Source organism: Neolewinella sp., from assembly GCF_965214665.1.
Taxonomy (GTDB): domain Bacteria; phylum Bacteroidota; class Bacteroidia; order Chitinophagales; family Saprospiraceae; genus Neolewinella.
Genome location: NZ_OZ243970.1, coordinates 2,732,563 through 2,745,273, shown reverse-complemented (window position 1 = coordinate 2,745,273; position 12,711 = coordinate 2,732,563). Strand labels below are relative to the sequence as shown.

Annotated in this window: 9 protein-coding genes; 5 read left to right on the top strand and 4 right to left on the bottom strand. The window is 60.8% G+C overall.

Translation table 11 applies throughout. From position 1 onward, the window contains the following. Positions 1-159: 159 nt before the first annotated feature. Positions 160-1,542, bottom strand: coding sequence for an MBL fold metallo-hydrolase RNA specificity domain-containing protein (locus ACOOHD_RS11855; RefSeq protein ID WP_420458092.1), 1,383 nt, complete (start codon positions 1,540-1,542; stop codon positions 160-162). A gap of 355 nt (positions 1,543-1,897) precedes the next feature. Between ACOOHD_RS11855 and ACOOHD_RS11850 the strand changes: the two genes are divergently transcribed. Further along, positions 1,898-5,923, top strand: a complete 4,026-nt coding sequence (locus ACOOHD_RS11850) for a choice-of-anchor Q domain-containing protein (RefSeq protein ID WP_420458091.1) — start codon at positions 1,898-1,900, stop codon at positions 5,921-5,923. Between the two features lie 81 nt (positions 5,924-6,004). Here ACOOHD_RS11850 and rfbC read toward each other — a convergent pair whose 3' ends face one another. Beyond that, positions 6,005-6,532: a dTDP-4-dehydrorhamnose 3,5-epimerase gene (rfbC, locus tag ACOOHD_RS11845; protein WP_420458090.1), complete on the bottom strand. Its 528-nt coding sequence runs from the start codon at positions 6,530-6,532 to the stop codon at positions 6,005-6,007. 105 nt (positions 6,533-6,637) lie between these two features. Here rfbC and ACOOHD_RS11840 point away from each other — a divergent pair, with 105 nt between their 5' ends. Next, positions 6,638-7,006, top strand: a complete 369-nt coding sequence (locus ACOOHD_RS11840) for a hypothetical protein (RefSeq protein WP_420458089.1) — start codon at positions 6,638-6,640, stop codon at positions 7,004-7,006. 17 nt (positions 7,007-7,023) lie between these two features. Next, positions 7,024-7,659 (top strand): peptidylprolyl isomerase, encoded by a 636-nt coding sequence (locus ACOOHD_RS11835; protein WP_420458088.1) that lies wholly within the window; start codon positions 7,024-7,026, stop codon positions 7,657-7,659. A gap of 103 nt (positions 7,660-7,762) precedes the next feature. On the opposite strand, the gene ACOOHD_RS11830 is transcribed toward ACOOHD_RS11835, so the two are convergent. Both ACOOHD_RS11830 and ACOOHD_RS11825 read right to left on the bottom strand, forming a co-directional pair. Continuing rightward, entirely contained in the window at positions 7,763-8,314 is a 552-nt protein-coding gene (locus ACOOHD_RS11830) for a class I SAM-dependent methyltransferase (RefSeq protein WP_420458087.1), read from the bottom strand. A 42-nt stretch (positions 8,315-8,356) separates the two neighbouring features. Then, positions 8,357-9,592, bottom strand: coding sequence for a hypothetical protein (locus tag ACOOHD_RS11825; RefSeq protein ID WP_420458086.1), 1,236 nt, complete (start codon positions 9,590-9,592; stop codon positions 8,357-8,359). Positions 9,593-9,683: 91 nt separating this feature from the next. Between ACOOHD_RS11825 and ACOOHD_RS11820 the strand changes: the two genes are divergently transcribed. Together ACOOHD_RS11820 and ACOOHD_RS11815 are read left to right on the top strand one after the other, a co-directional pair. After that, entirely contained in the window at positions 9,684-10,367 is a 684-nt protein-coding gene (locus tag ACOOHD_RS11820; RefSeq protein WP_420458085.1) for a response regulator transcription factor, read from the top strand. 18 nt (positions 10,368-10,385) lie between these two features. Beyond that, the gene (locus ACOOHD_RS11815; RefSeq protein WP_420458084.1) at positions 10,386-12,476 is read left to right on the top strand and encodes a hypothetical protein; all 2,091 of its coding nucleotides are present in this window, start codon (positions 10,386-10,388) and stop codon (positions 12,474-12,476) included. Positions 12,477-12,711: the final 235 nt, after the last annotated feature.

Genomic DNA, 12,711 nt, shown 5'->3' with positions numbered 1-12,711 from the left:
ACGAGCCGGCTCCGCCGGTACGCGGCAGACGACGACCACCCTCCGTGCCCTCCCCCCTGCCGCAGGCAGCCTTTAGTTTGTCGCTCTGTGAGACCTCCGTGAAGCCCTCTGGGGAAGGGCGCAAGCCCTTTCTGTGGTGAACATACCACGTCCCCCACCTCAAAGCCCCACCACATCCCCCAATGCCGGCGCCACCACCTCCCCAAACCCAGCCCGCCGCAAACTCCCCCCAAAGGCCTCCATCCGGTCCAGCGTCCCGTGCACCAAGAACACCTTCCGACACGTATCCTGCTGCCCGTTCAGAAAAAAGATCAGCTCCGAACGGTCGGCGTGCGCACTGAACGAGTCCATCACCACCACCTCAGCCCGCAGCTCGTGGTACTGCCCGTAGAGCCGCATGCCCTCTACCCCGTCGCGCAACTTACCGCCCGGAGTGCCCGGGGCACAGTAGCCTACGATGAAGATGGTATTGCGGGGATCCTCCATCAGGTTCACCAGGTGGTGCTTGCTCCGCCCGGCGTTCATCATGCCGCTGGCGCTGATAATGATGGCCGGCCCCTCCAGGTGATTGAGCGCCTTGCTCTCCTCCACGCTCTGGGTATAGGTCAGGTCGTTGAAGCCGAAGGGGTTATTGTCCGTGAGCATGTAGGTCTGCAGCTCGCTGTCGTAGCACTCCGGGTGGGCCCCAAAAACGGTGGTGGCATTCACCGCCAGCGGACTATCCACGAAGACCGCTATCCGCGGCAGTTTCCCGCTACTTTCTAGCTGGTCGAGCAGGTAGACGATTTCCTGCGTCCGCCCCACACTGAAGGCCGGGATGAGTAGCTTACCGCCCCGCGCCACGGTATTCTTGATGATCCTTAGAAAGCGCGCCAGCTCGTTCGGCGGCAGCTCGTGCTCGCGGTCGCCGTAGGTTGATTCCGAGATGATGTAGTCGCAGTCCGGCAGCTTCACCGGGTCACGTAGAATGGGTCGGTTTGGCCGCCCCACGTCACCGGTAAAGCCGATGGTGGTTGTCTTCCCATTCTCCGTCACCCGCAGCGTCACGCTCGCACTACCTAGGATGTGCCCTGCGTCGCGAAACTGCACTTCCACCCCCGGCCGCAGCTCCTGCCAGCGGTCGTAAGGGAGGCCCACGAAGCGTTCCATAGTGGGCTTCACGTCGCGGCGTTCGTACAGCGGCTCGCGCCGGTCGTCATTCTTACGGTTATAGTATTCGGCGTCCTTTTCCTGGATGTAGGCCGAGTCGAGCAGCAGGATCGCGCATAGGCTCCGCGTGGCGTGAGTAGCGTAGATCTTTCCGCGGAAGCCGTCCTTGACCAGCTTCGGCACCCGTCCGCTGTGGTCGATGTGGGCGTGACTCAGCAGCAGCACGTCGATCTCCGCCGGGTCGAAAGGAAAGGTCTGGTTGAAGTCCTCCATATCCTGGTTCCGCCCCTGGTAGAGCCCACAGTCCATCAGGATCTTATAGCCATCGTCGAGGGTGAGCAGGTGGGCCGAGCCGGTGACTTCCTGGGCGGCTCCGTGGAAGGTGAGTGTCAAGGGGTGAAGGAGTTAGGGGGTAAAGGGGTTAAGGCTGGCGTGATAGGCGGCATCGGGGGCGGGGCCGCAGGTGCAAGGTAGGCCGAACTACCAAAACACCACCACGCCCAAGAACCTCGAAGGGTTCGTTGGGGCGCAGCCCCTTCGAACCTTTGAGCGTTCGGTCGAGTCCCCAACTGTCAATAATTTTAACACCACATTTCCACCACCCGCTCCAAAACAGGGGGATAACATCGAAATTACGGGGTATGAAAAAATATAACGTAAGCTTACAATAAAATCCTAGAACTTCGTTTGGTATTCCCTCGTACATTACTCCTACAGACTACACATTTTCACAACTACCAAACGCACTATGATTCACAACTACCCCCTGCGCTACTGCCTCCTACTGGCGGTAAGCCTTCTTACCCTTCCCTTCGCCTCCGCGGCGACCATCACGGTGACCTCTACGGCCGACGACGGCTCGGGCACCCTACGGCAATCGATCCGCATGGCGATGGCCGGCGATACGATCGCCTTTGCTAGCTCGACTGACCGCCAGGCAATCACCCTGCTGACGGTGATCAACATCGAAAAAGACCTTACCGTACTCGGCAACGGTATGCGCACCACGCTGCTGAGCGGCAACATGACCAACCGGGCCTTCTCGGTTCGCAAGGGCGCTACCGTTACGATCAAGGACTTAGCTATCTACAACGGCGTCGAGCGCATCGGCGGCGGACTCCGCGTACGCGCCGCCAGCACCCTTATGGCCGAGCGCATCTACGTTTATGACTGTATTGCCAACGGACCGGTGGCCACCCAGGGCGGCGGGGCCATCTTCAACGAGGGCACGCTGATGCTCACCGATGCGATCCTGGAAGGCAATGCCGCCACCGGACCGTCCGGTAGCGGAGGAGCTATTCTCAACGCCCCCGGCGGCACCCTCACCATCATGGGTGGGCGCATCGAGCGCAACGTAGCTAACCGCGCCGGCGGTGGCATCGAAGAAGCCTCCGGCAGCGGCACGATGGTTACGATCACTAACGCCAGAATCAACCGCAACGTGGTCAACATGGCCCCCGGCAACGGTGGCGGCATCCACGTCGGTAGCGACGGCGACCTGATGATCACCGGCGGTACGGTCGACCTCAACGAGGCCGGCGCGGAGGGCGGCGGCCTCTGGAACGGTGCCGGTACCATGACCGTAAGTGGTACCCTCGTCCGGCAAAATGTAGCCAAGGGCGATGACGCCGATATGGGCGGTGGTGGACTGTACAACAACGGTATGGGCACGATCATCCTCAAGGACAACGCCCGCGTGCTCGGCAATAAGGCCACGGGAATGTCCGGCAGTGGCGGCGGTATTTTAAATAACGTCGGCACTACCCTTCAGATCATGGATTCCTGGGTGTCCAATAACGAAGCCAACCGCGCGGGGGGTGGTATCGAGGATGCCTCGGGCAGCGGCACCGAGTTCACCATTATGCACTCGAAGATCGACGACAACGTAGTCAATAACGCCCCTGGTAACGGCGGCGGCATTCACATCGGCGGCGATGGTAGCCTCACCGTCACGGGCGGTACCGTTTCCGGTAACTCAGCCGGGGCCGAGGGCGGTGGTATCTGGAACAACCTCGGTACGCTCACCGTCACCGGGGGAACCCGTATCCGTAATAACGTAGCCATGGGCGATGATGCCGACATGGGCGGCGGCGGACTGTACAACAACGGCGGCGGTACCATTATGGTCAGCAACAACGTCAGTATACGCGGTAACAAGGCCACCGGCATGTCCGGCAGCGGGGGCGGTATCCTCAATAACGTAGGGGCCACCCTCACCATTATGGGTAGCCGCATTGAGGCCAACGAAGCCAATCGTGCCGGCGGCGGTATCGAGGACGCCTCGGGTGCCGGATCCGAAGTGACGATTACCAACACCAAGATCGACCGTAACGTGGTCAACAATGCCCCCGGTAACGGCGGCGGCATCCACGTTGGTAGCGACGGTGATCTAAGCATCACCGGCTCGAAGGTTATCGCTAACACGGCCGGAGCCGAGGGCGGCGGCCTCTGGAACGGTGCCGGTACGATGACCGTCTCCGCCACCGAGATCACCGATAACGTCGCCATGGGCGATGATGCCGATATGGGCGGCGGTGGACTGTATAACAACGGTATGGGTACCATCATCGTCAGCGATGGTTCGGTCATCATGCGTAACAAGGCGACCGGCATGTCCGGCAGCGGCGGCGGTATCCTCAACAACGAGGGCGCTACGCTGACCATCACCGATAGCCGCATCGAGCGCAACGAGGCCAACCGCGCCGGCGGCGGTATCGAGGATGCCTCCGGTGGCAGTACCGTAGTCATGATCACCAATACTCGTATCAACCGCAACGTCGTCAATATGGCCCCCGGTAACGGCGGCGGCATTCACGTGGGGAGCGACGGCGACCTAATGCTTACCGGTGGAACGGTCGACCTGAATATGGCCGGGGCGGAAGGCGGCGGCCTCTGGAACGGCGCCGGCACCATGACCGTAAGCGGCACCCTGGTCCGGAAGAACGTAGCCAAGGGCGACGATGCCGACATGGGCGGCGGCGGACTATATAACAACGGCGGCGGTACCATCGTACTAAGCGACAACGTCCGCGTGTTCGATAATAAGGCCACCGGTATGTCCGGCAGCGGCGGCGGTATCCTCAACAACGTCGGCGCCACCCTGAAAATCTCCGACTCACAAATCTCCGGTAATGAGGCCAACCGCGCCGGCGGCGGCATCGAGGATGCCTCGGGCGCAGCCACCGAATTCACCGTCATGAATACCCGCATCGAGAACAACGTAGTCAATACCGCGCCCGGTAACGGCGGCGGCATTCACGTTGGTAGCGACGGTAACCTGATGATTACCGGCGGTATGGTGAACGGCAATATGGCCGGACAGGAAGGCGGCGGCCTCTGGAACGGCGCTGGCACCATGACGGTCACCAACGTACTGCTCCGTGACAATATCGGCAAGGGTGACGATGCCGACGACGGCGGTGGCGCCCTGTTCAACCTCGCCGGTACGCTGGTCGTCAACAACGCCCGGCTACACGGCAACATGGCCACCGGCACCTCGGGTTCGGGTGGCGGACTGCTCAGCATTGCCGGTTCGGTCACGGTTAACGGAGGTACCATCCGCGGCAACATGGCCAACCGCGCCGGCGGCGGAGTAGAAGTCGTAGACGGAAGTTACACCTCCACCGACGTCACCTACGACGGCAACGACGCCGGTAGTAACCCCGGTAACGGTGGTGCCTTCCACGTGACCGGTATGATGAGCACGGTAGACATCACCGGCGGCAAGGTCACCAACAACGTAGCGGCCAACGAGGGCGGTGGCGTATGGAACCAGTCCGGTACGATGATGATGATCTCGAAAGTGAGCATCCTGAGCAACACGGTTACCGACGAGGGCTCCATCGACAAGCGCGTAGCGGGTGGCGGCGTGTTCAATAACGGCGGTATCCTGGACATTGAGTCCTCCACCATCGCCAAGAACCGCATGACCGGTAACATCACTGCCGGTGGTGGCATCGCCAATAACACCGGTGGTACGCTTACCCTCATGACCTCCACCGTATCGGGCAACCAGGGTGGCCTGGCCGGCGGTGGCATAGCCAACGACGGTACGATGGAAATCACCAACTCCACCATCGCGATGAACAACGCCCGCGCCGGCGGCGGCTTCGCCCAGGCTACAAACTCGGCTAGCCTCACCATCACCGGGACGATCATCGCCCAGAACTCCGCCAACCTAGCCCGTGACTTCGCTACCGTGGATGGTATGGTTACTTCCGGCGGCTATAACCTGATCGGCGAGGACCTCTTCGATCAGTTCCCCGCCACCGCCACCGACAAGGAGAACGTTGCGGCTAATCTGCTACCCCTGGCCGATAACGGCGGGATGACGATGACCCACGCCCCCAGCTGCGAGAGCCCGGCCATCGACATGGGAGATCCTAACGATCAGTCGCCGGACCAGATCGGCCAGCCCGTCTTCGGCGGTCAGCGCGATATCGGTTCCTTCGAGCGGCAGGGCCCCTGTGGCATGATGGCACCCGCTATCGTAGCCGATCCGGACCTGGCCCCCGCGAGTACCTCAGCCGCTGAGATACTGAGTGTATTTCCCAACCCGGCCGCAAATGACTACCTGATGGTTGCGCTGCCCGCCCGCTTCACCGGTGACGTCACGATCCGCGTCACGGGGATGGACGGCCGCACGCGCAGCGTGGGTAGTATTCAAACGGCGCAGTACCGCCTTGACCTGAGTAATTACGCTCCGGGTACGTATACCCTGCAGGCCGTGAGTGGCGCGGAGGTGGAGAGTATCCGCTTCGTGGTGGCGCGGTAAGGTTTCCCTTTTACCTGGTTTGACGCTAGAGTGCCCCGATTCCTCATGGAGTCGGGGCACTTTTGTGTGTACTAGGAACTACTAAATAGCGTGCCAAGCGAGGTCTCGGTCGGAGAGTTGGTACTCACCGGGCACTTCGGGCCACTCGATACCGATCGAGGGGTCGTCGTAGCAGAGTCCTCCCTCCGCCTGCGGGGCGTAGAAGTTGTCACATTTATAGGTGAACACCGCCCGCTCGGAGGTCACCAGGTAACCGTGGGCAAAGCCCCGCGGAATAAATAGCTGTCGGTGGTTGCGATCGTTCAGGTACACGCCGTACCACTGTAGGTAGGTCGGCGAATCGGGCCGGATGTCTACCGTTACGTCGTAAACTTCTCCCACCACGACGCGCACAAGTTTGGCCTGGACGTAGCCGTCCCGCTGAAAATGAAGCCCGCGCAGTACGCCGCGTGTGCTAGCTGCCTGGTTATCCTGTACGAACTGCGTTTTGATGCCTGCTTCTAGAAAGGTAGCCTCGTTATAGGATTCAAAGAAATAACCCCTTGGGTCCTCGTACACGCGTGGCTCGAACAGTTGTACTCCCGGCAGGGGGGTAGAAAGAAAGGGCATAAGGATAGGATAGATAGCGAAGGCAGACAACCGAGGGTCTGACGTCTTATGTTTGGTACATAGTCACCCGCTAATGTACTTCCTTAACTTCTGACCCCTACCCCTATGACCGACTGGGAACAAGACTTCGCCTACCAACGCGTCCGCCACTTGGTTAAGGATCGTTTTCGCCGGGACGCGCTTCCGGACCTCAACGCCCTACTCTTTCTCATCGGTGTGCAGGAGCTCGGCCGCTGGCAGGCGGATTTTTCCAAGGAGGAGAAGCGTGACCTCATGCACGTGGCCGTCTGCCGCCTCCTGGCCGACGATGGTCACTACCGTTTCGTAGGCCGCGACGCCGATGGCTGGCCCCATTACGAGCTGACTAGCAAGATTGCCCCCACCGACCTAAAGGGACAGGAAGAGCTGCTGAAGGCGAAAATCGTGGATTACTTTGAGGACCTGGAAACTTCGGAGGGCCGCATCGATGGGTAGGGTAGTACCTTCGCGGTATGCGTTTTCTATTACTTCTTGCCGGTTTGACCACCCTGGCCGCCTGCCAACCCCCCGGCCCCACCCACGCCGTCATCTCCACCACCCTGGGCGACGTCGAGGTCATGCTCTACCCCGAAACCCCCGGCCACACCCAGAACTTCATCAAACTGGCCGAGGAGGGCTTCTTCGATAGCACCCTCTTTCACCGCGTCATCCCCGGCTTCATGATCCAGGGGGGTGATCCCACCAGCAAGGGTGCCAAGCCCGGCCAAACCCTCGGCATGGGTGGACCCGGCTACATGCTCGACGCCGAGATCGGTGCCCCCCACATCTACGGGGCCCTCGCTGCCGCACGCCCGCCGGGCGATCCAGAGAAGAAGAGCAATGGCTCTCAGTTCTACATCGTCACCGGTACCCTGGTCGATGATGCGACCCTCGACCAGCTCGAGCGGATTAAAAACATCAAGTACAGCGAGGCGCAGCGGCAGGCCTACCGGGAGCTGGGGGGTAGCCCAAGTCTGGACCAGGACTATACTGTCTTCGGCGAGGTGGTCAGTGGAATGGACGTGGTCGAGACTATTGCTGAGGTAGAGACGGGGGCTTACGATCGGCCGGCGCAGGATGTGGTCATTCGGAGTGTGACCATCAAATAGGTCGAGTAACCGTTGGACGCTTCGCAAGCGTCCAACGGTTGTTCCAGGAACGTCGCACCTGGCTTACATCAGGGGCCCCTACCCCTGATGACGCAGCCCTAAATCACAACAGCCCCAACGAACAGCTATACACAAAGGCCGGCGGCAGATTACCTAGGGTGAAACTAACGTTGACGCGGTTGAAGCTGTCCTTAAGCAGGCCGTAATCCTGCAGCGCATACTGGTACTGAAAAAACTGCCCGCCGGGCCGCAGTACGCGCTGGGACTGCCGGATGATCTCCTCCTTCACCTCCTGGGGAATCATGCTGAGGGGCAGGCTAGAGACGACAAAGTCAATACTTTGGGGGGCAAAGTGCTCAGATAGCCGCTCGGCGCCGACCGAATGAACGTGCAGGCGGGGATCGGGGAGCTGCTGGAGCCGACGGACGAAGGCGGGGTTGATCTCGAAGGCCGTAAGGGTACTGCCGGGATGAAGCCGGTCGAGTAGGGCGGTGGTGATGCAGCCATCACCCGGGCCAAGCTCAATAACACGCAGCGGTCGATCGGAGGGTACCGCCTCGATGAGCCGTTTGATGAGCAGGGGGGAGGCGCGGGCAATCGCTCCGGTGGAACGAAAATTCCGCACGGCTTCCCGAAAGAAAGACCAGTTGTTCATACGGGCGGTAGTCGAAAGTAGGACAAAGAACGGCCAAAAAGGTTACTTGCCGTACTTGACCAGCAGCTGCATGCCCGGCCACTGTACCTCCATGCCGTGCACCATCTGTCCGCGGAACAGGGGCGTGAGGGCAGTGGAAATGACGTTCTCGCCCTGCTGAAGGTAGCTCACGTCGTGGTCGTGGTACTCCGGCGAGTGGGTGGCAAAGGAGTAGCACTCCTCCGTACGGTCCCAGATCAGGTGGCCATTGAGGAACACCCCGTTGCTGTAGCAGGGCGACCAGCTGACCCAGTTGACCCGGAAGGCACTAGCCCGGTCGATGCTATCGCTGACCGCGATCGATTGCTCGAAGGCTCCCGAGCGGGTGACCCAGTTGCGGGGCGCCTCCCCGCCGTAGACGGCCACGGTGTAGGGGCGGGGGGCCAGGGTGAGGTTTTCAAGGGGGGCACTGACGCGGTACTTGCCGTCAGCTCCGAGCACACGGGCCTGTACGCTAAAACTGGTTTGGTTGGGTAGCCATTCGGTTTGCCAGGCTTGGGCCAAGAAGTTGGAGGTATCCTGACTGCGGCCGATGGTATGCAGCGGTTCCCCCCGGTGGCTCTGCCAGTGCTTGCGCTGCTGTACGCCACGGCCCGACCAGTCTATATCGCGCCCGATGAAGATATAATCGGCTAGTTGATCGCCCGGTTTCACATCCTTTATATATAGGTAGCTGGTGGGGGGCACGGTGCGGTCCTGCGGATAGTCGATCTCGGGGCCGGCCTCATCAGGGTAGTACACGCGCAGGATGACGGCATAGAACAAGTTCTGCGGCCAGCCCCACCGCTGGGCGGTATCGAGGGTGAGGGTGAAGCGGTTGTCGTGGCCCTCGTGCAGCTGCCCCAGGGGGACCTCTACGGAGACGTCGGTGTGGTACATGTATTCGGTCTGTGGTGCCGGCACATCGGTGGGCTCGGGTACCGAAATCGGCGTGTTGCCATTGAGGGCTACGTGGAGATCGCGGCTGTCCTCATGGCCCAGCACCTTTTCGAAGGTGAGCGTGGCACGGGTGGCCCCGGCCAGGTCCAGCGCCTGGGGGAACAGCAGGGCGTCATCTTGCTGCAAGGAATCGGGCAGCTTACCGGGCTGGGCGGCGTAGCCGAAGCGGCCGCCTACGCGTAGGAAGGCCTCACCGGAGTCGGGAGGGGTGACCCATATGTACTCGCGGTAGACCTGGTCGGTGGTCCACTGGGCGGCTAGGGGGGTGGTGAGGAGTAGGAGTAGAGATAGGCGGAACATATAATGATATGGTAAGTCGGATCAAGGTAAGTCGTCTGCCGCAACCTTTCCCCAAACCCCGTTGTACCAACACCCAAATCCCCCCGCCCCCATGCTCCGCATCCTCCTGGTCGAAGACGAAGAGAATATCCGCGATACCGTCAAGCTCAACTTCGAGCTGGAGGGCTTCGAGGTGGTCACTGCCGAGGATGGACGTAAGGCCCTCAAACACGCCGACGGACAGCACTTCGACGTGATGGTGGTGGACGTGATGCTCCCCGAGGTCAGCGGATTCCAGGTCGTGGAGCAGATCCGGCTCACCAACCGCGATACGCCCATCATCTTCCTCACCGCTAAAGACCAGGCCCAGGACCGTATCCAGGGCCTTAAAAAGGGGGCCGATGACTACCTCACCAAGCCTTTCGTTTTCGAGGAGCTACTGCTACGGGTCAACCGCCTCATCGAGCGCACCAGCAAATCGCCCGAGGTGCAGCCGGAGCTATTTACCTTCGGCGATAACCGCGTCAACTTCGCTACCTACGAGGCTACCGGCAACCAGGGCACCTTTACGTTGACTAAGAAGGAGGCTATGCTACTCAAACTGCTCACCGAACGGCGTGGGGAAGTAGTTAGCCGTCAGCAGATCCTCCAGTCGGTGTGGGGCTATGACGTGTACCCCAGCACGCGCACCATCGACAACTTCATTCTGTCGTTCCGCAAGTACTTCGAGCGTGACCCCAAGAACCCCACACACTTCCTGAGCGTACGGGGCGTTGGCTATAAGTTCGTGGAGTAGATTCGCCGCCCCCAACTTATGCAAGCGCTCACCTTTGAATACCCCGTCTGGTACCTCGTGCTTTGTGCACTGGCCGGGTTGGGGGTGGCCCTGTTACTGTATTTCCGCGCCGGTAGCCCCGCGCCGCGTGCGCTACTGTGGACCATGGCCGTGCTGCGCTTTTTGGGCTACAGTCTACTGGCCGCGCTACTGCTTTCCCCCCTCCTGCGCTTCGTGCAGACTGATCAGCAGGAACCCATCGTGGTGCTGGCTCAGGACGTGAGTGAGTCCGTCGGACTGGAAACCGACACCACCGATTACGCCGCCCGCTGGAATGCCCTGCGCGACGAGCTCGCCGAATCGTACGATGTGGTCACCTATACCTTCGGCAGCGGCACCACCCAGGACGGTCCCCTCACCTTCACCGATAAGCAGACCAACCTCGACGCCGTCCTGTCGCAGATCAGCGACGTTTACGGCAACCAGAACCTCGGCGCCGTCGTACTGGCCACCGACGGTATCTACAACGAGGGCAGTAACCCGGCCTACCGCGACTACGGCCTACAGGCTCCCGTATATACTATAGGTCTCGGCGATACGACCCAGCGCCGCGACCTGCGCGTGAGCCGGGTGTTCCACAACCGCATCGCTTACCTCGGCGACCAGTTTTCGATCCAGATCGACGTCAACGCCCGCAACGCTAGCGCCGAAGCCACTACGCTTACCGTTACCCGCATTGGGGAGGGCGGCAACGAGGCGCTGCACACCGAGCGCATCGCCATCGATCAGCCCGACTTTTTCACCACCCGCGAGGTCGTGCTGGATGCTGATGAGGCTGGCGTCCAGCGCTACCGTATTGCCCTGTCCACCCTGGCCGGCGAGCTCATCACGGCCAACAACCAACGGGACATCTTCGTCGACGTACTCGACGTGCGGCAGAAGATCCTGATCCTGGCCGCCTCTCCCCATCCCGATCTTTCGGCCCTCCGCCAATCGCTCCGCACCGGGCAGAATAACGAGGTCGACATCGCCTACGCCGACCGCTTTACCGGCCGGGTGCAGGACTACGACCTGGTCATCCTCCATCAGCTTCCCGCGGCGACCCAGCGGCTTTCCGGCCTTTTCGGGACGATGCGGCAGGAGTCCATCCCAAGCTGGTACATCACCGGTCCTGCCGTACCCGCTCCCCTCCTGAATGCGGCACAGGAGCTCGTCAGCCTAGGGGGCGGCGGAGCGCAGGTGCAGGGCAACGAGGTAAGTGCCACGCTGGTGGTCCCCTTCACGACCTTTACGCTAAGTGATGCAGTCCGTGATTTTTTACCTTCCTTCCCTCCCCTCACGGCGGCCTTTGGCAACTTTGCGGCGGGGCCCGGGGCAAATGTGTTGCTGCGGCAACGTATCGGTCGGGTAGACACGGAATATCCGCTGCTCGTGGTGGGGCAGAGTCAGGGCGTGCGTACGGGCGTACTACTCGGCACCGGCCTCTGGCAGTGGCGGTTCTACGACTACCTCGACGGCGGCACCCACGATCGCTTTGACGAATTGGTGAGTCAGCTTACGCAGTACCTCACGGTGCAGGAGGACAAGCGGCGCTTCCGGGTGAGTTTGCCAGAGAACGTCTTTGCCGAGAACGAACCCGTACGCCTCGATGCCGAGCTGTACAACAGCAGCTACGAGCTCGTGAACGAGCCCGAGGCCCGCGTGGTGATCACGGGTCCGGGGGGGCAGGAATATCCCTATACCTTTACCCGTACCACCAACGCCTACACCCTGAATGCTGGCACCCTGCCAGTAGGTAGTTACGCTTACCAGGCCACGACCAGCGACGGGGGAGGAGAGCTAGTGAGCGCCGGCCGCTTCAGCGTACAGGCCGTGGAGGTCGAACGTTACAGCCTGGAGGCGGATCACGGGCTGCTGCGGCAGTTGAGCGAGCGCTACGGTGGCGATTTCCTCCTACCCACTCAGCTCGAAGAGCTCCCTGACCTTCTCGCTGCGGGGGGAAATGTGAAGCCATTGCTGTTTGAGACGGTGAATACGCGGACAATCCTTAACTTGCGCAGTATCTTCTTCCTCCTGCTACTACTGTTTACGGGGGAGTGGGTGCTAAGGCGGTATACCGGTGGGTACTGATTTTCTCCTTTAAGAAATGAACATACACGCCGGGATTGCCTTATGCCGTTTAACTGCCGGATTGGCCTAAGGGCACATCCGATTTATCTCATGAAAAAGCCTTTTGGGCCGGTTCGCATCAGCGGAATCAGCCGCAAGAAGCACATTATATTGTGTCTTAGCTTGAAAAACCTCCTTAAATCCAATTTTTTGCCGTAATTGGCGAAACTGTGTGTCGTATCGGCACCGTACTTAC